Annotated in this window: 23 protein-coding genes and 1 pseudogene; 7 read left to right on the top strand and 17 right to left on the bottom strand. The window is 68.0% G+C overall.

Going from position 1 to position 21910, the window contains the following annotated elements; translation table 11 throughout:
* Positions 1–11: 11 nt before the first annotated feature.
* Positions 12–1127 carry an alpha/beta fold hydrolase gene (locus HLH28_RS02985; protein WP_246395626.1) on the bottom strand — a complete coding sequence of 372 codons (1116 nt, stop codon included), beginning with the start codon at positions 1125–1127 and terminating at the stop codon, positions 12–14.
* Between the two features lie 51 nt (positions 1128–1178).
* A complete protein-coding gene (locus HLH28_RS02980) occupies positions 1179–2045 on the bottom strand; it encodes a hypothetical protein (protein ID WP_246395625.1) in 867 nt (288 codons plus the stop codon).
* A gap of 397 nt (positions 2046–2442) precedes the next feature.
* Between HLH28_RS02980 and HLH28_RS02975 the strand changes: the two genes are divergently transcribed.
* Together HLH28_RS02975 and HLH28_RS02970 are read left to right on the top strand one after the other, a co-directional pair.
* Positions 2443–3783, top strand: coding sequence for an erythromycin esterase family protein (locus tag HLH28_RS02975; RefSeq protein WP_182954285.1), 1341 nt, complete (start codon positions 2443–2445; stop codon positions 3781–3783).
* Between the two features lie 33 nt (positions 3784–3816).
* A complete protein-coding gene (locus HLH28_RS02970) occupies positions 3817–4500 on the top strand; it encodes a phosphoribosyltransferase (RefSeq protein WP_182954282.1) in 684 nt (227 codons plus the stop codon).
* A gap of 59 nt (positions 4501–4559) precedes the next feature.
* On the opposite strand, the gene HLH28_RS02965 is transcribed toward HLH28_RS02970, so the two are convergent.
* Positions 4560–4709, bottom strand: a complete 150-nt coding sequence (locus HLH28_RS02965; protein WP_182954279.1) for a hypothetical protein — start codon at positions 4707–4709, stop codon at positions 4560–4562.
* A gap of 354 nt (positions 4710–5063) precedes the next feature.
* Between HLH28_RS02965 and HLH28_RS02960 the strand changes: the two genes are divergently transcribed.
* Positions 5064–5567, top strand: a complete 504-nt coding sequence (locus tag HLH28_RS02960) for a YciE/YciF ferroxidase family protein (RefSeq protein ID WP_182954275.1) — start codon at positions 5064–5066, stop codon at positions 5565–5567.
* 72 nt (positions 5568–5639) lie between these two features.
* Here the strand turns inward: HLH28_RS02960 and HLH28_RS02955 are convergent, their stop codons facing one another.
* The gene (locus tag HLH28_RS02955; RefSeq protein WP_182954272.1) at positions 5640–6017 is read right to left on the bottom strand and encodes a hypothetical protein; all 378 of its coding nucleotides are present in this window, start codon (positions 6015–6017) and stop codon (positions 5640–5642) included.
* A gap of 251 nt (positions 6018–6268) precedes the next feature.
* Here HLH28_RS02955 and HLH28_RS02950 point away from each other — a divergent pair, with 251 nt between their 5' ends.
* Positions 6269–8395, top strand: a complete 2127-nt coding sequence (locus HLH28_RS02950) for a catalase (protein WP_182954270.1) — start codon at positions 6269–6271, stop codon at positions 8393–8395.
* 32 nt (positions 8396–8427) lie between these two features.
* Positions 8428–8676 carry a plasmid stabilization protein gene (locus tag HLH28_RS02945; protein ID WP_182954268.1) on the top strand — a complete coding sequence of 83 codons (249 nt, stop codon included), beginning with the start codon at positions 8428–8430 and terminating at the stop codon, positions 8674–8676.
* Positions 8677–9065: 389 nt separating this feature from the next.
* On the opposite strand, the gene HLH28_RS02940 is transcribed toward HLH28_RS02945, so the two are convergent.
* The 6 genes and pseudogenes from HLH28_RS02940 to HLH28_RS02920 all read right to left on the bottom strand — a co-directional run bounded on the left by HLH28_RS02940 (position 9066) and on the right by HLH28_RS02920 (position 13093).
* On the bottom strand, positions 9066–9368 hold the full coding sequence (locus HLH28_RS02940) for a DUF3175 domain-containing protein (protein WP_182954265.1): 303 nt from the start codon (positions 9366–9368) through the stop codon (positions 9066–9068).
* A 29-nt stretch (positions 9369–9397) separates the two neighbouring features.
* Positions 9398–9955 (bottom strand): type 1 glutamine amidotransferase domain-containing protein, encoded by a 558-nt coding sequence (locus tag HLH28_RS17955; protein ID WP_246395664.1) that lies wholly within the window; start codon positions 9953–9955, stop codon positions 9398–9400.
* A gap of 201 nt (positions 9956–10156) precedes the next feature.
* A pseudogene (locus HLH28_RS18215) lies at positions 10157–10258 on the bottom strand (DUF2934 domain-containing protein); the annotation flags it as partial.
* Between the two features lie 221 nt (positions 10259–10479).
* Entirely contained in the window at positions 10480–11577 is a 1098-nt protein-coding gene (locus tag HLH28_RS02930; RefSeq protein WP_182954256.1) for a PAS domain S-box protein, read from the bottom strand.
* Positions 11578–11704: 127 nt separating this feature from the next.
* The gene (locus tag HLH28_RS02925; RefSeq protein ID WP_182954254.1) at positions 11705–12118 is read right to left on the bottom strand and encodes a UrcA family protein; all 414 of its coding nucleotides are present in this window, start codon (positions 12116–12118) and stop codon (positions 11705–11707) included.
* A 291-nt stretch (positions 12119–12409) separates the two neighbouring features.
* The gene (locus HLH28_RS02920; RefSeq protein ID WP_182954252.1) at positions 12410–13093 is read right to left on the bottom strand and encodes an extensin-like domain-containing protein; all 684 of its coding nucleotides are present in this window, start codon (positions 13091–13093) and stop codon (positions 12410–12412) included.
* 227 nt (positions 13094–13320) lie between these two features.
* On the opposite strand from HLH28_RS02920, the gene HLH28_RS02915 reads away from it, so the two are divergent.
* Positions 13321–13569, top strand: a complete 249-nt coding sequence (locus HLH28_RS02915; RefSeq protein WP_182954249.1) for a DUF2171 domain-containing protein — start codon at positions 13321–13323, stop codon at positions 13567–13569.
* Positions 13570–13875: 306 nt separating this feature from the next.
* Positions 13876–14868, top strand: a complete 993-nt coding sequence (locus HLH28_RS02910) for an SDR family oxidoreductase (RefSeq protein WP_182954246.1) — start codon at positions 13876–13878, stop codon at positions 14866–14868.
* Positions 14869–14918: 50 nt separating this feature from the next.
* On the opposite strand, the gene HLH28_RS02905 is transcribed toward HLH28_RS02910, so the two are convergent.
* The 7 genes from HLH28_RS02905 to nuoI all read right to left on the bottom strand — a co-directional run bounded on the left by HLH28_RS02905 (position 14919) and on the right by nuoI (position 21900).
* Positions 14919–15455 (bottom strand): CBS domain-containing protein, encoded by a 537-nt coding sequence (locus HLH28_RS02905; RefSeq protein WP_182954242.1) that lies wholly within the window; start codon positions 15453–15455, stop codon positions 14919–14921.
* A 195-nt stretch (positions 15456–15650) separates the two neighbouring features.
* Positions 15651–17171: an NADH-quinone oxidoreductase subunit N gene (locus HLH28_RS02900; protein ID WP_182954240.1), complete on the bottom strand. Its 1521-nt coding sequence runs from the start codon at positions 17169–17171 to the stop codon at positions 15651–15653.
* Positions 17168–18676, bottom strand: a complete 1509-nt coding sequence (locus HLH28_RS02895; protein WP_182954237.1) for a complex I subunit 4 family protein — start codon at positions 18674–18676, stop codon at positions 17168–17170. The genes HLH28_RS02900 and HLH28_RS02895 overlap by 4 nt, the downstream gene beginning before the upstream one ends.
* The gene (gene nuoL / locus HLH28_RS02890) at positions 18673–20550 is read right to left on the bottom strand and encodes an NADH-quinone oxidoreductase subunit L (protein ID WP_182954234.1); all 1878 of its coding nucleotides are present in this window, start codon (positions 20548–20550) and stop codon (positions 18673–18675) included. The genes HLH28_RS02895 and nuoL overlap by 4 nt, the downstream gene beginning before the upstream one ends.
* Positions 20551–20556: 6 nt before the next feature.
* Complete coding sequence (gene nuoK / locus HLH28_RS02885; RefSeq protein WP_182944187.1) at positions 20557–20865, bottom strand: NADH-quinone oxidoreductase subunit NuoK; 309 nt, start codon at positions 20863–20865, stop codon at positions 20557–20559.
* Positions 20862–21374, bottom strand: coding sequence for an NADH-quinone oxidoreductase subunit J (gene nuoJ, locus HLH28_RS02880; RefSeq protein ID WP_182954231.1), 513 nt, complete (start codon positions 21372–21374; stop codon positions 20862–20864). The genes nuoK and nuoJ overlap by 4 nt, the downstream gene beginning before the upstream one ends.
* 13 nt (positions 21375–21387) lie before the next feature.
* Complete coding sequence (gene nuoI / locus HLH28_RS02875) at positions 21388–21900, bottom strand: NADH-quinone oxidoreductase subunit NuoI (RefSeq protein ID WP_182954227.1); 513 nt, start codon at positions 21898–21900, stop codon at positions 21388–21390.
* Positions 21901–21910 lie beyond the last annotated feature (10 nt).

Genomic DNA, 21910 nt, shown 5'->3' with positions numbered 1-21910 from the left:
GGGGGCGCGTGTCACGGTGCGGGGGACGGGGCGTTGTCCAGCGCCTTCAGCAGCGCATCATGGAAGGAGGAGGGGTCCTGAAGCTGCGGGGAATGTCCCAGGTCCGGAAATTCCACCAGCGTCGCGTGCGGGATAGCCTGCGCCGCCGCGTGGCCCAGGGCGGGATAATTGCCGATCTGTGCGCGGACATCGGGCGGGGCGGCGTCCTTTCCGATCGCCGTCCTGTCCTTGTCGCCGATCATCAGGACGGTCGGCACCCGTAGCGCGCCCAGTTCGTACACGACCGGCTGCGTGTAGATCATGTCGTAGAGCAGGGCCGAATCCCAGGCCACGGCTGCCCTGCCTGGGCCGCGATACAGGCCGGCCAGCATCTGGACCCATTTTTCATACCCGTCCCGCCATTGGCCGGCATAGTAGGTCTGGATTTCGTATTGCCGGATGCTGTCGGCGCTGGTCCGCAGTTCATGTGCATACCACTGGTCCACGCTGCGCGAGGGAACGCCGCGGGCCTTCCAGTCCTCCAGCCCGATCGGGTCCACCAGGACCAGTTGATGCGTCGCGGCCGGGTACATCAGCGCGTAGCGGATGGCGAGCATGCCGCCGGTCGAATGGCCGATCAGGGTCGCCTGCCGGATGCCCAGGCTGTCCAGCAGGTCGTGCGTGTTCCGCGCCAGCTGCTGGAAGCTGAACTGGTAGGCGGCCGGCTTGCTGGATTTGCAGAAGCCGATCTGGTCGGGAACGATGACGCGGTAGCCGTAGCGCGACAGGACCCCGATCGTTGCCTCCCACGTCGCGGCGCAGAAATTCTTGCCGTGCAGCAGGACCGCGACACGCCCGTTCGGCCGGTCGGGCCGGACGTCCATATAGGCCATGCGCAGGGTCTGGCGCTGCGACGGGAAGCGGTACGAGGCGACGGGGTAGGGATAGGAAAATCCCTCCAGTTCCGGGCCGTAGGCGGCGCCCGGGGCGGCCTCCGGCACCGCCGCGGCTGCGGGGGCGGGGGCCGCCGCCAGGAGTGCCGCGATCAATCGTCGCGCCATGTTCAGGCGGGCAGGGCGCGGGCGCCGGAAAGACGGCTGGCGGTGCGTACCCGTGGAATTGGCGGTCGCCATGCCGGGCGCCGGCATTCCGTTCCCCTGGAAATGGGCAATGCGCATGGTTCCGCGTGCCGGTGCGGGTTACGGCGCCGGCGTGCCGCGCGCCACGCCGCGCAGGCGGCTGCCGGCATGGGGATTGGCGTAATGAAACAGGGCCGTTGCCCGGGTCTTGTCGTGATCGCACGGTTCGTTTGCGTGCACGGACCGGTAGCCCCAGAAGAAATAGACGTTCCCCGGACGCATGCGCACCCGGGTCGGGCGCAGGTACCCCCAGGAGATCAGCCGCCTCAGCGCGACCTGCGTCACCTTGTTGTCGAGCAGGATCTTGTCGACCAGGTTGCGGAAATAGGTCGTCCTGATCCGGCGGGTATTGGGCAGCATCATCAGGTCGCCGCGCTTGCCTTCGGTCGGCATGATGACCGGAACCAGGGCGGTGATGACGTAGGAATCGTAATGAAAGAAAAAGGCGTGCCTTTCACCGGTCTTTCCGGAAAGGCACCGCAGGACCTGGTAGAACGGCACCGTCGGCGGGGTCCTGCCGGTGCCGTGCCGGTAGATCGTCCTGCAGGCCTGCATGAATTCGGGGGAGAGGGCCAGGGTTTCGAGGAAGGTGCCCCGGATGCTGTCGTGGCCGGTGAAGGCCACATACTCGCCGCCGGCCGCCGCGACCGCCTGTTCGATGAAGCGGCGGAGCGCGGACAGGTCGTCGGGATGGATGCAATCGGTCGCGACGCCGAACCCCTGCCGGTTCATGTCGTCGGCGATGCGGGCCAGAACATCGTCCGCCAGCGACGGAAACGCGGTCCGGGGCGCGATCGCCGCGAGCGGATCGATATGGGGGTTCGCGGTCAGGATGGGTGACAGGATGGGTGAATCGTCGGGCGATGGGATGATGGATAATGCCGGTGTCGTATCGTCTCCTGTTATTGCGGAGAACTCCTTATTCATATTTCGGACTCCCGGTTGCGGGTCATTCAAATTTGGAGAAGACAGGAATTTTGGGCGAAAACCGACATGTCGGCTTCGTTTTTCTTGAATGCGCGAGATGAAAGTATTCTGTATTGAATGAAAGTAAGTAATAAGTAGAAAAATAAAGAGGGAAGTTTTTAAATATCGGCGTTAACAAATATAAAAAAATACTTTATATTGATAAATGGCCGGTTCTGGAAATAGCAAGACAAAACATGTCTTCCAATCGGACTCTCACTTTGTGTTGATAAGAGGGGCGGCCCCCTGTCGCTCCGCGCTTCGTGATGGCCGGTGCCCCTGCATTCCGGCCGGCGCGTGCCCACCGTCATGGGGCGCTGCATGTACCCCGATATGCGACGGGGGAAAGGGGCCTGTTATGGCCGATATATCCGTTCGGAGCGGGGCCCGTCCTGACGGTTCCGCGGGCCTGGTCGAGGCGTTGCGCGACCATGGCGAACCCTTGCCGGGCCTGGATCACGCCGAGGCGTTCGGCGCGGCCTTCGATCGCTTCGGCGATGCCCGGGTCGTCCTGCTGGGCGAGGCGACGCACGGCACGTCGGAATTCTACCGCGCGCGCGCCGCCATCACCCGGCGGCTGGTCGAACATCATGGCTTCACCATCGTCGCGGTCGAGGCCGACTGGCCCGACGGCGCGCGGATCGACGATTATGCCCGGCATCGGGCGCCCCGTCCGTGGCGCGGACCGGCCTTCACCCGGTTTCCGACCTGGATGTGGCGCAACGAGGATGTGGCCGCCTTCGTGCACTGGCTACGTCGTCACAACGAAACCCGGGCGGAGGCCGAGCGCGTGTCGTTTCACGGGCTCGACCTGTACAGCCTGGGTGAATCGATCCATGCCGTTCTGGCCTATCTCGACCATGTCGATCCCGACGCGGCGGCGTTCGCCCGGCGGCGCTATGCGCGCCTGACGCCATGGCAGGACGATCCGGCCCGGTATGGGCGGGCGGTGATCGGGCGGGGGCAGGACAGTTGCGAGGACGCGGTGGTGGCGCAGCTGCGCGACCTGCTGATCCATCGCCTGCGCTACCTGCACCACGATGGCGAGGCCTGGTTCGACGCGGTGCAGAACGCGCGCATCGTCCGTGCCGCCGAACTGTATTACCGGGTCATGTATCGCGGCGCGACCGAAAGCTGGAACCTGCGGGACCGGCACATGTTCGGGACCATCCAGGCGCTGCTGGCCCATCGGGGCGATGCGGCGAAGGCCGTGATCTGGGCGCATAATTCGCATGTCGGCAATGCCGCCGCGACTGCGATGGGGTGGGAAGGCCAGTTCAACATCGGCGAATTGTGCCGCATGGCCCATGGCGACGAGGCCGTGCTGATCGGCTTCGGCACCGACCGGGGCACCGTCGCGGCCGCCAGCGACTGGGACGGGGACATGGAGGTGAAGAACGTGCGCCCGGCGCGGTTCGACAGCTATGAACACGCCTTCGCCCGGGCGGGCCATCCGCGCAGCCTGACGGACTGGCGGGACAGCCGGGCGCCGTTGCGGGCGCATCTGCGCGGGCCGCTGCGCGAGCGGGCGATCGGCGTGATCTATCGCCCCGAAACCGAGCTGGCGAGCCATTATTTCGAGGCATCGCTGGCCGAGCAGTTCGATGCCTGGGTCTGGTTCGAGGAAACGCGGGCCGTCACGCCGCTGGGACACGCGCATCCGCACGGCGCCCCGGAAACCTGGCCGTTCGGCCTGTAACCCCGGGGCAGGCGAAGGAGGGACCACAGGACGATGTCCGACCGCCGGGAACCGTTTCGCGACAGGCAGGAGGCCGGGCGTGCGCTGGCCGCCGCCCTTCTGCCCTATGCCGCGTCTCGCCCCCTTGTCCTGGCGCTGCCGCGAGGCGGCGTTCCGGTAGCGTTCGAGGTCGCGCGGGCGCTGCACACCGACATGGACCTGCTGTTCGTGCGCAAGATCGGCCTGCCGGGGCATGAGGAGTACGGCCTGGGGGCGGTTGTGGACGGCGCCGCGCCGCATATCGTGCTGGACCGGGTGCTGGTGGGGGAATTCGGGGTCGGGACCCGGGCGATCCGCGACATCGTGCAGCGCCAGCTTGGGGAAATCGCACGGCAGCGCCGGCTGTACCTGAAAGGACGGCCGCCGATGCCCCTGGCGGAGCGGACCGTGATCGTCGTCGACGACGGAATCGCGACCGGGGGCACCATGCGGGCGGCGTTGCAGGCCGTACGCGGGGCGCGGCCGGCGCGCCTGATCCTGGCGGTGCCGGTGGCGCCGCCCGACAGCATTGCGGCCCTCGCCGCCGAGTGTGACGACATCGTCTGCCTGATGCAGCCGCGCCCGCTTTATGCCGTCGGCGCGTATTATCGCGATTTCGCCCAGGTCGAGGACGAGGAGGTTATCCGCCTGGTCACCGAGGCCCAGCGGGACGGCCAGGTAGCGCCGACCGAAGGATAGAGAGGGTATCTGCATCCGGGGAGCGGGCGCCACCGGCCCCCCGGCCTATGGGCATGGCGTCAGTGATGGCCGCCGTTGCGCCCGGCCGCCGCCTTTTTCCGGTCCTGGACGAATTTGCGGGGATGATGCTGCGTCTTGCCCGTGCCATGGCCGCGTTCGGCCACCCGGGTGGCCGGGTCGTCGGATAAATATTGGAAAAGACGAGTCATGATCGAAATACTTCGCATTATTATCATCAGGACGCATGCTCTCCCAGAGGGGAGGGAGTCGGGCGCGTGATCGGCATTTCAATATGTCGCCCGTTTTTCTCAAATCCACGGACATGACAAAATTCGTGAAACAAATGATATAACAAGGGAAAATAAAAATTATTCATTTGAAACGGTCGGTTATCCGGCATGGCCGGAAAAGGGTCGAAAAATCGCATGGTTTCGTATTTCACGTGTTCGTCAAAAGGGCTTTACATCATGTGTCTACATGATGATTTTTCCGCCAGGGCATGCGGCATGCCTGGGGCGAACGGCATTGCGTTCCGGACGTCCGGCCAGTCAGGAGGAAAGATCATGGGACTCTTCACGCGGGATATCCACTCGATGAACGATCTGTTCGTACACCAGCTGAAGGACATCCTTTATGCCGAAAGGAGAATTGCGAGCACCATGCCGGCGATGATCGACAAGGCGTCGTCAATGGAGCTCAAGGATTGTCTGCGGGATCATCTGGAGCAGACACGCACGCATATCGCGCGCCTGGAACAGGTGTTCCAGATGCACGGCGTCGCGCTCTCGACCGTCAAATGTCCGGCGATCGACGGCATCCTCGACGAAGCTGACGAGATTTCCGACGAGGTCGACGACAAGAGCGTCCTCGACGCGGCGATCGCCTCGTCCGCGCAGGCGGTCGAGCATTACGAGATCACGCGATATGGGACGCTGATCGCCTGGGCCAAGGAACTCGGCCATCCGGATTGCGCGGCCCTCCTCCATGAAACGCTGGAGGAAGAAAAGAGCGCGGACAAGAAATTGTCGACCATTTCCGAGGAACGGCTGACCCACATGGCCGCCTGAACCGGCCGGCGAACGGCGCCCGCCCGGCATGGTCCGGGTAGGCGCCGTCGTCGTGTCCGTAGTCGCCCGGCGTTACGGCTGGGGCGGCGTGGTGCTGCGTGGCTGCCCCGTCGTACCGGGAACGGTGTTCGTGCCCGGGATCGTGTGGTGGGCCTGTCGCTTCGCCTGCTCGGCGGACAGCGATTGACGACTGGTGCCCGGCGATGCCGGCGTAGGGGAGACCTGTTCGCGCTTCTGGTTGGGCCAGGTCGGCAGCCGTTCCGACGGCTGCACGGTCGACCGGTTGGCGCCAGGCCCGGGCGATGGGGCGGGCGAGGGAGCGGAGGGCGTGGCGCCAGCGGGGGGCGACGTGTCGGAGGTCTGCGCGGACGCGGGCTGCAGGGCGCCGGTTGCGCCTCCCGCGAGGAGCCCTGCGAGGATCAGCCTGGCGACGGGGTGGGAACGGAACATTGCGGGTCTCCTCTGTCGGAAACGGAGCGGTCCGGCCGGGAATGGCCGGTCGATGCACGTTTCGCGTAACCGAACCGGGCCCGGATACCATGGTTCCGGAAAAACGATTGAGGTCACACATGCGTGACGGAAGAGGCAGCATGGCGCCCGCGACAGGGCAACCCATGTCCCTGCGTCACGTTGTTCCCGAGTCATGAGGCATCAAGGGGCCGATTCCGCCCCGCCAGCCCGATCGAACCGGAGAACCGTTCATGACTGCGAAAACACCGGATAACGCCCGTACGCGCGCCACCATCGGGACCGAACGCATCACGCGTGGCACGGGGGGGGAAACCCACCAGGGGGCCGGTGGCGACGTTCCGATCCTGACGACCCAGCAGGGCGCGCCGGTCGCGGACGACCAGAATTCCCTGAAGGCCGGGGCGCGCGGGCCGGTTCTTCTGGAAGATTTTCATTTTCGCGAAAAGATTTTCCATTTCGACCACGAACGCATCCCCGAACGGGTGGTCCATGCGCGCGGGTACGGCGCCCACGGGTTCTTCGAACTGACGGATTCGCTGTCCGACGTGACGCGGGCCGATGTCCTGCAGCGGCCCGGCGAGCGGGTGCCGGCCTTCGTGCGGTTTTCCACCGTCGCCGGCAGCAAGGGATCGTTCGACCTGGCACGCGACGTGCGGGGGTTCGCGGTCAAATTATACACGAAGGAAGGCAACTGGGACATTGTCGGCAACAATATCCCGGTCTTCTTCATCCAGGACGCCATCAAGTTTCCCGATGTCATCCATTCGGTGAAGCCGGAACCCGACCGGGACTTTCCGCAGGCGCAGTCGGCGCATGACAATTTCTGGGATTTCATTTCCCTGTCGCCGGAAAGCGTCAACATGGCGCTCTGGGTGATGTCGGACCGCGCGCTGCCCCGGTCGTTCCGTTTCATGGAGGGATTCGGCGTCCATACCTTCCGCCTGGTGAACGCGGCCGGCCGGTCGACTTTCGTCAAATTCCACTGGAAGCCGAAGATGGGCCTGCAGTCGGTGGTCTGGAACGAGGCGGTGAAGATCAATGGCGCGGACCCGGATTTCCATCGCCGGGACCTGTGGGACGCGATCGGGGCCGGAAGTTTTCCGGAATGGGAACTGGGCGTCCAGCTGTTCGACGACGATTTCGCCGACAGTTTCGATTTCGACGTGCTGGACCCCACCAAGCTGATCCCCGAGGAACTGGTCCCGGTGCGTCGTGTCGGACGCCTGGTGCTGGATCGCGTGGTCGACAATTTCTTCGCCGAGACCGAACAGGTTGCGTTCTGCACGCAGAATATCGTGCCCGGCGTGGATTTCACCAACGATCCGCTGTTGCAGGGACGGAACTTTTCCTATCTCGACACCCAGGTCAAGCGGCTGGGCGGTCCGAATTTCACGCATATTCCGATCAACGCGCCCAAATGCCCGTTTCATCATTTCCAGCAGGACGGGCACATGGCGATGCACAACCCGAAGGGCCGGGCCAATTACGAACCCAATTCCTGGGGCGGCGCGCAGGGCGGCCCGCGCGAGGACGCGGCCCGGGGGTTCACGTCGTTCCCGGCGCACGAGGACGGCGTGAAGACGCGGGTACGGTCCGAGCTGTTCGCCGATCATTACAGCCAGGCCCGGCAGTTCTACCTCAGCCAGACGGCGACGGAGCAGGTCCATATCCAGCAGGCCTTCACCTTTGAGCTGAGCAAGGTGGAAACCCTGGCCATCCGGCAGCGGATGGTGGGGCATCTGGTCCATGTCGACCTGGAACTGGCCACCGCCGTCGCAGAAGGCCTGGGCCTGGACGGCCTGCCCGAGGCCCCGGCCCCGGCGCGTCCGGTGCTGGACGGCCTGCCGCCATCGCCCGCGCTGAGCATCCTGAAGAACGGGCCGGCCGATTTCGCCGGCCGTAAATTCGGTGTGCTGGTAACGGATGGCGTCGATGCCGCCCTGCTGGACGCCGTCATGAAGGCGGCGGATGACGAAGGGGCGAATGTCGAACTGGTCGCGCCGCAGGTCGGTGGCGTGGTGACGAGCGCCGGCGTCCGCATCCCCGCCGGACAGAAGATCAAGGGTGCCCCCTCGGTACTGTATGACGCGGTGATCCTGCTGCCGTCCGCCGAGGGAACGGCAGTGCTGTGCGAGGAAGCGACGGCCCGCGATTTCGTCGCGGATGCCTTCGCCCATGCGAAATTCATCGGCTATGCCGCCGCCGCCCAGCCCTTGATGAAGCGCGCGGGGATCCGGACGCAGGACATGGACGGGGGGATCCTGCCGCTGGCGAAAGCCGGCGATGTCGCGGGATTCGTCACGGCCTGCCGCGCCCTGCGGTTCTGGGAGCGTGAAAGCCGGGTTCACGCCGTCTGACCGGCGATATCAATCGCAAGGGAGCATGTGTCATGCCGCGCGGAGACAAATCATCCTACACCGACAAGCAGAAGCGACAGGCGGAGCATATCGAGGCCGGCTACGAGCAGCGTGGCGTCGATGAGCAGGAGGCCGAGCGCCGGGCCTGGGCCACGGTGAACAAGGAAACCGGCGGCGGCAAGAAGAGCGGGTCGGGGCGGGGGCATCCGGTCTCCCACGAATCGTCCCGCAAGGGCGGGGCGCTGGGCGGGGCTGCGACCCGGCCGAAGAAGGCGGGCTAGGGAGGATCGTCGGATGGGGTGGCGTGGCGCGTGACCCCGTCCGGTTGAGCGATCCTTGAAAATCGGCGTCGATGGTGCCGCGAACGGTCCTGCCTTCGCGTCAGGACACCGCCTGGGGGATCCGGCGGTGGACGTGAAGTATCCCGCATCCGCCGGATTGCCGCCAGATGGACCGCATGCGCCTTATGCACCTTCGGCGTCGGTCATCCTGCCGACACGGCCCGGCAGATCACCCGGCGGCGGAAGCACCGATGGCCCGCTGGTCCGCGTGCGTGAAGGATTGGCGTCCGCCCTTCGCCGGCTATCGCTTCTTTACCGTGCCGGCGGCAGCTTTCCGCCGCGTCCAGGCTGCCTGCCGAAGGGCTGCCATCGACGGGAAGAAGCGTAGGTCAGCCGGGGCGGCCGAACAGGCGGCGCAGTTCCGTCTTCGCGCGATCCAGGGTCTGCAGCCGCGCCTGGGACAGATGCCGGCCCGCGCGGTTGGTGTAGAACACCAGCATCGACATCGCCGAACGGAACGGGGAGGATTTGCGCCGCGTGCTGGCCTCGGCCGAGCGCTTCAGGGATTCGGCGATCTGGTGCGGGTCGTCGCTGGCGAAGACGCCGGGTTCGAGGTCCAGTGCGTCGCTGTGCCGCGTGACGTCGGCGGACCATCGCCGGCGCCGCGCGGGGTGTGTCCTTCGGGCGGTCATGGGAACGGTCCTCGCGCCGCGGGGCCGGGTCAGGCGGGGTGCGCCGCCGCGCCGGCGAAGAGGGTGACGATGGCCGGGCAGAACAGCTTCAGGTCGCCGGGATTGCGCGAAGTGACCAGCATCCCGTCGGTCACGACCGATTCATCGACCCAATGGGCGCCGGCATTGGTCAGGTCGGCGCGCAGCGACCGCCACGAGGTCATGGTGTGGCCGTTCACGCCGCCGGCGTCGATCAGGGTCCAGGGGCCATGGCAGATCGCCGCGATGGGCTTGCCGGCCTGCACGAATTCCCGCACGAACCGTACGGCGTCGTCATCCATCCGCAGGTGATCGGGGCTGGTTGTGCCGCCGGGCAGCACCAGGCCGTCGAATTCCACCGCCGCCGCCTGGGCGACCGGCAGGTCGACGTCATACCGCCTGGTTGGCGTGACATCGGCTTTCATGGCCTGGATCTGGCCGGAATGCAGCGCCACCAGCACCGTGCGGGCGCCCGCGTCGCGCAGAGCCTTGACGGGTTCGGTCAGTTCCACCTCCTCGACGCCGTCGGTGGCCAGGATCGCGATCGTCCTTCCGTCCAGTTCGCCCATGATGCCGCCCTCATCCCTCGCGGCCATATGCGCCTGGCGACGGGTGGGGAAAGGCACCAGGCGGTCGTCGCCCTGGTCGGTCAGCCGGCCGGGAAATTCGCCCAGATTGTCCTGCAGGAAGGCATCTTCCACCCCGTCCTGTTCGTCGGACGGGCGGATCTGTCCGGCACCGGCGCTGTCCGCGATGCCGATCAGGGCGCGGGCGGCCTCCAGATAGGCGGTGTCGCCGCCGTCGGGGCATCCGTCTTCCTGCCAGAGCAGGCGGGCCCGGGCGCGGATGCGGGCGTCGCGGGTCGGGGACATGTCGAGGGGATTGTCGGTCATCGTCGTTCTCCGTCTGCCGGGTGTGCCAGGGGGGAGTGCCGTGAATCGTCAGGGAGGAAGGGGCGCATGCCGTGCCCCTTCTGCGGCCGGAGCCGACCGGCGTGCGCGGTCGTCGCCCGCGTGCGGTCCCGCCCTGTCTGAAGCCAGCGCGGGGGAGGCGGGCCCGTTCCCTCACATGAAAGAGAGGACGTGGCGGGAGGTCAGGGCGCCAGGCGCGCCAGCGGGATGCACAGCGTGATGACGACGCCGGCCGGCAGCCATTCGCGATGCACCTGTCCCTGCAGCGCGCCCTGGACCGTGGCCCGTTCCAGCCGGCTGCCGAATCCGACCTCGGGCGCCGGCGGCGTGACGGGCGGGCCGCCGGTTTCGGTCCAGGTCAGTTCCATCATGTCGCCCGTCCGGGCGATGGCGACGTCCAGCCGGCCGTCCGGGCAGGACAGGGCGCCGTATTTCGCGGCATTCGTCGTGAATTCATGCAGCAGCAGCGCCAGGGAGGTCAGTACCCCGCCGGGCAGTGCGATATCCGGCCCGGAGATCGCGATGCGGCTGCCTTCGTCATTGTCCAGCGGGGCCACGATCGCCAGGAGCAGGGCGTGCAGCGAGGTCTGCGACGGCGCGGGCAGGGCATGGGACAGGTCGGGCATGGTCAATTCATGGGCGCGCGACAGGGCCATGATCCGCTGGGACAATGCGATGGCGAGGTCGTCCACGTCCCGGGCCGACCGGGCACTGAGCGAGACCAGGCCGTTGACCAGAGCGAACAGGTTCTTCACCCGGTGGTTCATCTCATGCAGCAGCAGGTCGCGCCGCGCCTCGGCACGCTTGCGGTCGCTGATGTCGCGGGCGATCTTGGACGCGCCGAGGATACGTCCGGTCCGGTCGCGGACCGGCGAGACCATCAGCGAGATGTCGATCAGGGTGCCGTCCTTGCGGCGCCGCACGGTTTCGTAATGGTCCACGTCCTCGCCCGCCCGGATGCGGGCCAGGATGACCGCGTCTTCCTGCAGCCGGCTTTCGGGGATCAGCATGGTGATGGGCTGGCCGATCGTCTCGGCGGCGGTATAGCCGAATATGCGCTCGGCCCCCGCGTTCCAGCTGAGGATGGTGCCGTCCAGCGTCTTGCTGAGGATGGCGTCGTCGGAACTGGCGACGATGGCCGTCAGCCAGGCGCTGGCCTCCAGCAGCGGGGAGGCCGGAAACGGCGGCTGCGGGACGGGAATTTCGGGTACGGGGGGCGCGACAGGGACGAGCCGCCGGCTTTCGTCGGCGAAGGAAGGCGACGGGCCGGATATCGGCATCTGGCTGGCATTTCCCCTGACTGGCCGGCATTTCCGGCCGGCCAGGGGGATCATGGCATTTTTTGTTACGCGGCAGAAGAAAAAAAGCGGTGATCGTCCGGCGGCGGGGCGTCGGCCGGCCGCCGCGTCACGTCGGCAGTCCGTAGCGGGCCAGGGCCTGGTCCAGCATCGGGTCGCGCACGTCCGCGATCGCCCGCAGGACGCCGTCGCGCCGGCAGTCCGACCGTTCGATGGCGCGCCGGAGTTCTTCCGCGATCGCGGTATCGTCGCCGCAGGCCACCAGCGCCGCCTTGTCCAGCCGTCCGATGAACCGCCGTGCGTGCGTGACGTCCTGCAGGTCCCGCGCATGATAGACGACCCGGACGTGGTGCGTCGCCTCGACGGTGATCTGTTCCGATTCGTCGGCGGCCTGCGCATGGGCCGGGGCGGGGGTCGCCACGATCGGGATGACCGGGACAAGTCCCATGACGGCCGCAAGGGCGAGCCCTGGCCCGGCCCGCCGGAGACGGCTCGCCTCTTTCGTCCGGAACACTGTCGTCATGGCACATCCTCCGTCCTGCATGCTGGGAAGGCGTCATCCATCCCGGGTCGAGGCCCGGGATGCGCGGGAAAGGCTCGGTTCGAAATGACGCGGCGTCCCGGGCGATCTGGTTTCGTTGGTTTTGTTTTTCGGGATGAAGGCCTTCGCCTGTATTGGTTCACATGATGACAGTACAGGAAGGCGTTCGTATTTTTGTAGTCCAGAAAACGAAAAAAATCAAGGAAGTGCGCGTCCCGATCCATCGGCTCGGCGCATGGCTGCGCGTCCTGGGCCCCGAAATCGGCCGGACGGTCAGTCGCACAGTCCGAACCCGGTCGCCTGGAGATGCAGGTGGCCGGCGTGCAGTCCGTTATAATCGGGGGACAGGACGATTCCGAAGATCCCGCAGGCGCCGTCGCGGACGCGATGGAGGAAGGCGATGCGCGGATCCGACCCGTGCGCGGTCGTCGCGTGCCATGCGCTGACGGGGATTTCCCGTCCGTCGTCGAGGATGAAGGCGGACACGTCGATCGCGTCGGCGGTGGCGTGGCTGCTGATGGCGCCGGGGCGGTCGCGGATATCGCGGCAGGCGAAGCTGCCGGCCTGGCGGATGCCGCGCAGGCCCATGCCGAACACCGCGCGCGCCGCCGGTTCCGCCACGTCGGTCTGGAACATCGACCAACGGACCGCAAGGCGGCAGGAGGCCAGGAAACCGGCCGGCAGGGACGGCGCCGGCCCGCCATCGACCCGTTCGCCGTCCGGTACCGGGCAGGCCGCGGTTCCCCCCACGGGGACAGGACGCAAATGCAGCGCGGATGTCGCGAGCGCCGCCTGGCACATCCCCTGGTCCGAGGACAGCAGCCGCAGCTTGATCGGCGTCATGAAGGTGCGCGGGGCGGTCAGGTCCAGTGGCCGGGTCGGATCGTAGGCGGCCGGCAGCCAGGCCCGATGGGTCGCGATCGCCGCGCCGATGGCGACAAGAAGGGCCAGTGGCATGAGCCGGCCGATCGTTCGGCGTGATGGCATGAAGGGCCCCCGGGCAATGACGCGTAAGCGAATCCTGGCCGTTCCATCGAAAAACGCAACTTTCGCCGCACTGTATCCGTTCGGGGAAGGGACAGGGACGGCCGACGGTCAGGTTGTTCCGGCCGAAAATTCCGGACCGTGCCGGCATCGTTTCACGATTTGCCGGCGACGGATACCGGACAGGGAAGGAGTGCGACATGATCAATGCGGACGAAGTGCGGCCAGGAATGGCCGTCGTCGGGTCCGACGGTGTACAGGTGGGCGTCGCCCGGGCGGTGGAAGGCCGGACGCGCCTGCAGGTGACGAGTGCCGATGGCACCTATCATTTCCTGCCGCTGAGCGACGCGGTCAAAATCGCGGGGCAGTCCATCGTCCTGGGCCGGCATGCCGCCGACGCGATCGGATCATTCGACGACGACATTCCCGCGGGCGAGGACACCACCTGATACACGCGAAACGTCCGCCCGGCGGCCTTTCCGGCCGACCGGACCGGAACGATCGGAAGAGCGGGATGTATCGATCCCCCATGTCGGCCGGCGGTTCGGCGAACGGCGTGGCGCGCGGCAGGTCCGGAAGGCCTGTCTGCGGTCCGGTCTGCATGTTTTTTCGAGCATGGCCGGCCTTGGTGGCCCCCCGTCGCCGACAGAACGAATTTAAAACCAGATTCTGACAGGTTCGCGGTCGTCTGGTGGCCTGCATGGCCATGACGGCCGGTGCGGCGCGTGCGTCGCGAACCGCGCAGAGGAGGATTCATGAGTGACGATAACGGCACATCCCGTCGCGGGGTGATTCGCGGCGCAATGGCCGGCGTGGCGGCGGGCGTCGTGTCGCCGGCTTTCGGCCAGGAGCACGTGGCGCAGGCCGCGCCGCTGGCCGACCCGCGCGGCCTGTATCCCCACGCCCCGTTCAAGGCCCAGCCGCAGCCCTGGCCGGGCCTGGCGTCGCGCATGGTCCCGCGCCCCGACCATGGCGAGCGGAGCTATCGCGGCAGCGGGCGCCTGGCCGGGCGCAAGGCGCTGATTACCGGCGGCGATTCCGGCCTGGGCCGCGCCGCCGCGATCGCCTATGCGCGCGAGGGCGCGGACGTCGCCATCAATTACCTGCCGCAGGAGGAAAGCGACGCGCGCGAGGTCGCCGACCTGATCCGCGCGGCCGGGCGCAAGGTGGTGACCCTGCCGGGGGATATCCGCAGCGAGACGTTCTGCGCCTCGCTGGTCGACCGTGCCGCGTCGGAACTCGGCGGGCTGGATATCTTCGTCAACTGCGCGGGACGCCAGCATACGCACGACGACATCCTCGATGTCAGCACCGAGGATTTCGACTGGACCCTGAAGACCAATCTCTATGCGCTGTTCTGGCTGACCAAGGCGGCGATCACGCATATGAAGCCGGGATCGGCGATGATCTTCACCGCGTCGACCAACGCCTATAATCCTTCGGTCAATATCCTCGATTATTCCATCACCAAGGCGGGGATCGCGAATTACGCCAAGGGCCTGGCGAAGCAGCTGATCGCGAAGGGCATCCGGGTCAATGCCGTCGCCCCCGGCCCGTTCTGGACGCCGTTGCAGGTCAGCGGCGGACAGACGATGGAAAATGTGGAGAAATTCGGCGAGAACGTCCCCATGGGGCGGCCCGGCCAGCCGGTGGAACTGGCGCCGATCTATGTGCAGCTGGCGTCGACCGAGGCAAGCTACGTCACCGGACAGGTGGTGGGTGCAACGGGGGGCACGGGCCTGCCGTAGCGCAACGCGGCGATCGGCGGTGGCTGTCGGCGCGGCGGCTGTCGGTGACGCTATCGGGCGTATCCCGGTGTCCGCGCCGGACGCGCACGATGCGGGTCGGCGGGGGCGACGGCATCCCGGTGGTTGGTCCGGGGGCCGGAAGCGGTGTGATCGCTGTCGCGGATGTAGGCGCTGAGTTCGTGGGTCACGTGTTCGGCTTCCTCCAGCCGGGCCTTGACGATATCGCCGATGCTGACCAGCCCGATGATGGCGCCTTCGTCGATCACCGGCAGGTGGCGGGTGCGGCGTTCGGTCATCCGGCGCCCGATCTCCATGATGTTTTCGTCCAGGGTGGCGGTCGGCACGTCGCGCATCATGATGTCGCGGGCGGCCAGCCGGCCGAAATTGGTGCCGTGGGCGGACAGGGCGGTGACCAGCGTTCGCTCCGACACCAGGCCGATCAGCCGTCCGGCCGCATTCGTGACCGGAACCGCGCCGATATGGTGCCGCACCATCGCGTCGGCGATCTGCCCGACGGGCATGTCCTCGCGGACGGTGAACACGTGATGGCCCTTGTGGTCGAGTACCTGCAGGACGGTGGCGGTCATGGCAGAAGCCCCCCGCATCGCGCGCGTAGCCGATTGCGATGCCTCTTGGAATATACAAGGGAAAATAGGATGGTCCGGTGTTATTGCAAGAGGCGCGCCCTCCTGGGCGGGAATGCCGGTGTACAGAAAGTCGTGAGAGCCTTCTGAATAGGTGCGCCGTGGCGGACGGCGCATGAGGCCGCGCCGTTCCCTGGTTCACCAGCGCATGTTTTCAAATGGGCCCCGAGCGCGCGCGGCCGTTTCCGTTGCCGGAACGGCGGGCAGGAACAGCGCCGTGGTGCGCTGGACCAGTGGGCCGGGAAACAGGCCGATCAGCAGGGTCGCCAGCGCCAGCGCCGCCAGCAGGACGGTCGTCCCGCCGGATCGCGCCGCCATTGCCGGCGCGGTGTCGGGGGCGGGCGCCATCATGATCCGGGCGACGTTCAGGTAATAGCACAATCCGATGATGCTGCTGACGATCAGCGCCGCCAGCAGCAGCATCCGGTGCGCCGATACGCCGGCCGCGACGATATAGGCCTTGGCGAAGAAGCCGACGGCCGGCGGAATGCCCGCCAGCGACAGCAGCATGACCGACAGGGCCAGCGCCAGGGCGGGCCGGCGGTGGAACATGCCGCGCCACGCGGCCAGGTCGGGCCGGTCGGGCCCCGCGCCGAGGGCGGCGAACGCGCCGAGGGTGGCCGCCGCATAGGCCGCCAGATAGAACGCGGCGCTGCCCGCGCCGAACGGCCCCGCCGACAGCAGCGCCACCAGCAGATAGCCGACATGGGCGATGGACGAGCCGGCCAGCAGGCGCTTCAGGTTCGTCTGCCCGAACGCCAGCAGGTTGCCGCCGACCATGCTCAGCACCGCGACGACCGCCAGGTCCTGGGCGGGCAGGGACGTGCCGGTCAGGTCGGTCATTGCGAAATAGCGGGCCAGGGCCACGAACAGCGCGATCTTGGAGACCACGGCGACGAAGGCCGAGACCGGCGTCGGCGCGCCGTCCAGCACGTCCGCCAGCCACAGATGGAAGGGGGCGGCCGACAGTTTGAAGAACAGGCCGGTCAGCACCAGGATCGTCGCCGCCACGGCCAGTGCCGGTTCGGCCGGGTTGGCGGCCGGCGGGGCGGTGAAGCGCAGGTCTCCGGTTTCGGCATAGGCCAGGGCCAGGCCGAACAGCAGGATCGCCGAGGACGTGCCCGACAGCACCAGGTATTTCATGGCGGCCTCGGCGGCGTCGGGCACGCGGGGACGATAGGCGATCAGCCCCAGCAGCGACAGGCTGAGGGTTTCCAGTCCAACGAAGAACGCGACGGCATTGGCGCTGCCGGCGGCGACGACCGCGCCCAGCGTGCCCAGCAGCAGAAGCAGATGGGCCTCGTCCGCGCGTTCGCCCGCCATGCGGCGCCAGGACATGGCCAGGATGCCGCCCGACGACAGCAGGATCAGCCCGGTGCCGTAGGCGAACCACGCATCGGCCGCGAACAGCCGCGCCATGCCGCCGGAGGGCGGCGAGGCGGGGGACCACAGGCCGATGAAGGCGAGGGCGATCGTGGCGGCCGAGATGATCGCCCCGGCGACCGTCCCGCCGTCCGTCCGGTCATCCGTCCCGCCGGCGGCCCCGCTCGGGCGGGATCCGCGACAGGCGATGGCCAGCAGCAGGACCAGTATGCCCGCTGCCAGGACCAGCACCGGCATCGGCATGTCGGGCAGGGTGGCGACCAGCGCGGCGATCATGGGCGCGGCCCCCCTGGTGCGACGGGTGGGGATGCGATGGGCCGCGCCGCGTCATGCGGCAGTGCCGGCAGCGACAGGTCGAGCACCGGCTGCGGATACAGGCCCAGTGCCAGCAGCAACGCCATCGCCGCCCCCAGCACCGTCATGTGCCGCGCCCCGAAATCCGGCAGGGCCGCCCAGCCGTCGCCCGGCGGGGAACCGAGGAAGGCGCGGCCGATCATCGTCAGCGCATAGAGCGCCGACAGCACCAGCCCCGCCGCCCCCAGGATCGCGATCGGGGGGCTGACGCGCCAGGTGGCCAGCAGCACCAGGAATTCGCCGACGAAATTGCCCAGGCCCGGCAGGCCCAGCGACGCGATGGCGAAGACCAGCCCTGTGGCGGACAGATGCGGCAGCGCCGGCCACAGCCCGCCCATGCGGCGCAGGTCGCGGGTGTGCAGCCGGTCCTGCAGGGCGCCGGCGATGACGAACAGCGCGCCGGTGCTGAGCCCGTGGGCCACCATCTGCACCACCGCCCCGGCCATGCCCAGCGCCGAGCCCGAGAACACGCCCAGCAGGACGAAGCCCAGGTGGCTGACGCTGCTGTAGGCGATCAGCCGCTTGATGTCGTCCTGCATCAGCGCCAGCCAAGCGCCGTACAGGATGCCCAACGCGCCCAGCGCCAGCGCCACCGGCGCAAAGCGCACCGCCGCGTCGGGAAACAGCAGGACGACGAAGCGGATCAGCCCGTATCCCCCGGTCTTGAGCAGTACCCCCGCCAGCAGGACGCTGCCCGCCGTGGGGGCCTGGGTGTGGGTGTCGGGCAACCAGACATGCAGCGGCACCACCGGCAGCTTCACCGCGAAGGCGACGAAGAAGCCCAGCATCAGCCCCATCGCCAGCGGGGGCGACAGATGGGTCGTGGCCAGGGTGAAGTAATCGAAGGTCAGGACACCCGTCTGGTGCTGGTGCACGACCACCAGGCCCAAGATCGACAGCAGCATCAGCAGGCCGCTGCCCTGCGTGAACAGGAAGAATTTGAAGGCGGCGCGCGTCCGGTCCTCGTGCCCCCAGACGGTGATCAGCACATACAGCGGCACCAGCATCAGTTCCCAGAAGAAGAAGAACAGGAACAGGTCGGTGGCGATGAACACGCCGTCGACCCCGGCGATGGTCGCCAGCAGCAGGGCATGGAACGTGCCCGGCGCGTCCGCGATATCGCGCGACGACAGCAGAACGCAGGGGAAGGAGAGCGCGACCGTCAGCCACAGCAGCACGAGACCCAGCCCGTCCATGTCGCAGCGCAGCGTGATGCCCAGCGCCGGAATCCACGGGGCGGAGACGTGGGCCAGCCATGGCCCGCCCCCCGCCGGCACGGCATGGGTGACGTAGGCCAGCAGGCCGGCCAGCAGGACCAGGGTCGCAATCGCGACGGACCATGGGGCGCGCGGCGAGGCCCGGCCGGCCAGCCAGGCGGCGGCGGCCCCGGCCAGCGGCAGCAGCACCAGGCCATACAGCGCGATCATGGCCGCACCGCCAGGCACAGCGCCGCGACCGTCCCGGCGGCGATCCATCCGGCATAGCGCCGGACCCGTCCGTCCTGCATCCGGCCCAGCACCGCCGCCCCCCATCGCGTCGCGGCGGCCAGCAGGTCGGGCACGCGGTCGAACAGGTCGCGGCGGTTCAGCCACCCCAATGCGAGGAACGGTCGCACCAGCAGCAGCCCGTAGGCGGCGTCGAACCCCCAGCCGGCACGCGCCGCGCGCGCCAGTTCGCCTGCGGCCGGGGCGGCGGTCCCGGCACGCGGACGCCACAGGACCCAGGCCATGGCGATGCCGGCCAGCGGCGCCAGCGCCCCGGTTAGCAGCAGCAGCCCGGCGCCCCCTTCCGCGCCACCCTCCGCCGGTGGGGGGCCGAGCACGGGCGCCAGCAGGCGGAACAGCAGGTGCACCGGCGCGATGGCATCGGGCATTTCGATCAGGCCGCCGGTGATCGCCAGCACCGACAGGCCGGCCAGCGGGATGGCCATCGACGCCTCCGTCCGGCCCGTGGGCGCGGTGCGGACCGGCCCCAGGAACACGATGAAGACGCAGCGCGAGATATAGAGCGCGGTCAGGAAGGCCCCCAGCAGCGCCCCCGCCCACAGCAGGGGACTGGCGTGCCAGGCCTGCTGCAGGATAGCCTCCTTGCTGTAGAATCCGGCGGTGACCAGCGGCAGGCCGGCCAGCGCCGCCGCCCCGGCCGCGAACGCGGCGAAGACGCCCGGCATCGCGCGTCCCAGCCCGCCCATGTGGAAGATGTCCTGCTGGTGATGGACGCGCAGGATGACGGCGCCCGCCGCCATGAACAGCAGCGCCTTGAACAGTGCGTGCGTCACCAGATGGAAGATCGCGGCCCCCCACGCGCCGGTGCCCAGGGCGAGGAACATGTAGCCCAGCTGGCTGATCGTCGAGAAGGCGAGGATGCGCTTGATGTCGGTCTGGGCCAGCGCGCTGCCGGCGGCCAGCAGCAGCGTGACCAGTCCCAGTACGGCGGTGGCGGCCATGATCGTCGGCGCGGCCAGGAACAGCGGGTGCAGCCGCGCGATCAGGTAGACCCCGGCGGTGACCATGGTCGCGGCGTGGATCAGCGCCGACACCGGCGTCGGGCCGGCCATGGCGTCTGGCAGCCAGATCTGGAACGGCACCTGCGCCGACTTGGCCAGCGCGCCGCCCAGCAGCAGGGCGGCGGCGGCCTCGGCCACCGGGCCGCCGGGCTGCCCGGGTTGCAGCAGCATCGTGATATCCAGCCCGCCGGCCCGGGTGGCCAGCAGCAGCAGGCCGCACAGCAGGGCCGCATCGCCGATGCGCGTGACGATGAAGGCCTTGCGCGCGGCGGCGCCGTTCGCGGCCTCGGCGTACCAGAAGCCGATCAGCAGGTAGGAACACAGCCCCACCCCTTCCCAGCCGACATACAGGCACAGCAGGTCGGACGACAGCACCAGCACCAGCATCGCTGCGACGAACAGCGTCATGCAGGCGAAGAAGCGCGCCACGTCCGGATCGCCGCGCATGTAGCCGCAGGCGTAGAGATGGATCAGGAAGCCCACCCCGGTCACCACCAGCATCATCACCAGCGACAGCGGGTCGAGCGTGAAGGCGATGCGGGCGTCGAACCCGCCCACGCGCAGCCAGTGCCACAGCACGACGTCCAGCCGATGCGTGGGCGGCGGCGCCGACAGGAACCGGACGGCCAGCCACAGGGTCAGCACCGCCGCCAGCCCGACCGCCCCGGCGGCGAGCACGCGGGTCGCCGGGGCTGGCATGCGCCCGGCCGACAGCAGCAGGATCGTGGCGGCCGCCAGCGGACACAGGACGATCAGCGGCGGCAGGAAGGCCAGCGGCGGCAGGAGGGCGAGCATGATGCCTTATCCCTTCAGGCGGTTGCCGGTATCGGCGTCCAGCGTCGGGCGGCCGGCGGCATGCAGGCGCAGCAGGATCGCCAGCCCCACGGCGGCCTCGGCCGCGGCCAGGGCCAGGATCATCAGGAACATGACCTGGCCATCGGCCGCGTGCCAGCGCATTCCGGCGGCGACGAAGGCCAGGGCGGCGGCGTTCAGCATGATTTCGATCGACATCAGCATGAACAGCAGGTTGCGCCGCACCAGCACGCCCAGCAGGCCCAGCGCGAACAGCATGCTGGCCAGCAGCAGGGCCTGGGCCGGGGCGGCGGTCACGGCGCATCCTCGCCACGTATGTGCCGGCCGATGCGAAAGGCGCTGACCAGACCGGCCAGAAGCAGGAACGACGCCAGTTCCACCATCAGGACATAGGGCCCGTACAGCGCCAGCCCGACCTGCCGCGTGTCGATGACGACGACCGGTCCGCCATCGGGCGGGGCCATCGCCAGCGCGTCGGCCAGCGCGGCCAGCAGCAGGGCGGCCAGGATGCCCGGACCGACCCAGGTGCGCGGCGTGATCCAGGTATTTTCGCGCAGGCGGTCCGGCCGGCCGAGATTGAGCATCATGACCACGAACACGAACAGCACCATGATGGCGCCGGCATAGACGATGACTTCCAGGATCGCGGCGAACGGCGCGCCCAGCACGTCGAAGATGCAGGCCAGCGCCAGCAGTGCCACCACCAGGTACAGCAGCGCATGGATCGCGACCGCGCGCGTCACCACCATGAACGTGGCCCAGACCGCCACCAGGGCGAACAGCAGGAAGGGCGCGTTGAGGATCATGGCGGCAGGGCGGTCACGGCAGCAGGCTGTGCAGGTCGACGGGCGGCTGCTCGCGTTCCGCATCGCCCTTGGCCTTGCCCGGGATGTCCACGCCCGAGACGCGATAGAAGCTGTAGTCGGGATATTTTCCGGTGCCGCTGATCAGCAGGTCCTCCTTTTCATAGACCAGGTTCGGACGGACGTACTCGCTCATCTCGAAATCCGGGGTCAGCTGGATGGCGTAGGTCGGGCAGGCTTCCTCGCAAAATCCGCAGAAGATGCAGCGGGAAAAATTGATCCGGAAATATTCGGGATACCAGCGCCCGTCCTGCTCGGCCTTCTGCAGGCTGATGCAATCCACCGGGCAGGCCACCGCGCACAGGTTGCACGCCACGCAGCGTTCCAGCCCGTCGGGGTCGCGCGACAGGATGATCCGCCCGCGATAGCGCGGCGGCAGGGCGGGCCTGGTTTCCGGATAGCCCACGGTGACGCGCCGATGGCCCAGGTGCAGGAACGTCAGCCACAGGGTGCGCAGGATTCCGAACATGGCATGTCCC

Origin of the sequence: Gluconacetobacter tumulisoli (assembly GCF_014174155.1) — a bacterium.
GTDB classification, from domain to species: domain Bacteria; phylum Pseudomonadota; class Alphaproteobacteria; order Acetobacterales; family Acetobacteraceae; genus Gluconacetobacter; species Gluconacetobacter tumulisoli.
The sequence above is the reverse complement of the archived record's forward strand: the minus strand, read 5'-3'. Positions and strand labels throughout refer to the sequence as shown.

What these genes read in the sequence shown, in the direction of transcription:
- HLH28_RS02940 (WP_182954265.1), bottom strand. Translation starts at nt 9,368, where the DNA reads ATGACCGCCCGAAGGACACACCCCGCGCGGCGCCGGCGATGGTCCGCC.
- HLH28_RS02950 (WP_182954270.1), top strand. Translation starts at nt 6,269, where the DNA reads ATGACTGCGAAAACACCGGATAACGCCCGTACGCGCGCCACCATCGGG.
- nuoI (WP_182954227.1), bottom strand. Translation starts at nt 21,900, where the DNA reads ATGTTCGGAATCCTGCGCACCCTGTGGCTGACGTTCCTGCACCTGGGC.
- nuoJ (WP_182954231.1), bottom strand. Translation starts at nt 21,374, where the DNA reads ATGATCCTCAACGCGCCCTTCCTGCTGTTCGCCCTGGTGGCGGTCTGG.
- HLH28_RS02895 (WP_182954237.1), bottom strand. Translation starts at nt 18,676, where the DNA reads ATGATCGCGCTGTATGGCCTGGTGCTGCTGCCGCTGGCCGGGGCCGCC.
- HLH28_RS02970 (WP_182954282.1), top strand. Translation starts at nt 3,817, where the DNA reads ATGTCCGACCGCCGGGAACCGTTTCGCGACAGGCAGGAGGCCGGGCGT.
- HLH28_RS02980 (WP_246395625.1), bottom strand. Translation starts at nt 2,045, where the DNA reads ATGAATAAGGAGTTCTCCGCAATAACAGGAGACGATACGACACCGGCA.
- HLH28_RS02945 (WP_182954268.1), top strand. Translation starts at nt 8,428, where the DNA reads ATGCCGCGCGGAGACAAATCATCCTACACCGACAAGCAGAAGCGACAG.
- HLH28_RS02930 (WP_182954256.1), bottom strand. Translation starts at nt 11,577, where the DNA reads ATGCCGATATCCGGCCCGTCGCCTTCCTTCGCCGACGAAAGCCGGCGG.
- HLH28_RS02905 (WP_182954242.1), bottom strand. Translation starts at nt 15,455, where the DNA reads ATGACCGCCACCGTCCTGCAGGTACTCGACCACAAGGGCCATCACGTG.
- HLH28_RS02975 (WP_182954285.1), top strand. Translation starts at nt 2,443, where the DNA reads ATGGCCGATATATCCGTTCGGAGCGGGGCCCGTCCTGACGGTTCCGCG.
- HLH28_RS02925 (WP_182954254.1), bottom strand. Translation starts at nt 12,118, where the DNA reads ATGACGACAGTGTTCCGGACGAAAGAGGCGAGCCGTCTCCGGCGGGCC.
- HLH28_RS02955 (WP_182954272.1), bottom strand. Translation starts at nt 6,017, where the DNA reads ATGTTCCGTTCCCACCCCGTCGCCAGGCTGATCCTCGCAGGGCTCCTC.
- HLH28_RS02985 (WP_246395626.1), bottom strand. Translation starts at nt 1,127, where the DNA reads ATGCCGGCGCCCGGCATGGCGACCGCCAATTCCACGGGTACGCACCGC.
- HLH28_RS02960 (WP_182954275.1), top strand. Translation starts at nt 5,064, where the DNA reads ATGGGACTCTTCACGCGGGATATCCACTCGATGAACGATCTGTTCGTA.
- HLH28_RS02910 (WP_182954246.1), top strand. Translation starts at nt 13,876, where the DNA reads ATGAGTGACGATAACGGCACATCCCGTCGCGGGGTGATTCGCGGCGCA.
- HLH28_RS02900 (WP_182954240.1), bottom strand. Translation starts at nt 17,171, where the DNA reads ATGATCGCCGCGCTGGTCGCCACCCTGCCCGACATGCCGATGCCGGTG.
- HLH28_RS02920 (WP_182954252.1), bottom strand. Translation starts at nt 13,093, where the DNA reads ATGCCACTGGCCCTTCTTGTCGCCATCGGCGCGGCGATCGCGACCCAT.
- HLH28_RS17955 (WP_246395664.1), bottom strand. Translation starts at nt 9,955, where the DNA reads ATGGGCGAACTGGACGGAAGGACGATCGCGATCCTGGCCACCGACGGC.
- nuoL (WP_182954234.1), bottom strand. Translation starts at nt 20,550, where the DNA reads ATGCTCGCCCTCCTGCCGCCGCTGGCCTTCCTGCCGCCGCTGATCGTC.
- HLH28_RS02915 (WP_182954249.1), top strand. Translation starts at nt 13,321, where the DNA reads ATGATCAATGCGGACGAAGTGCGGCCAGGAATGGCCGTCGTCGGGTCC.
- HLH28_RS02965 (WP_182954279.1), bottom strand. Translation starts at nt 4,709, where the DNA reads ATGACTCGTCTTTTCCAATATTTATCCGACGACCCGGCCACCCGGGTG.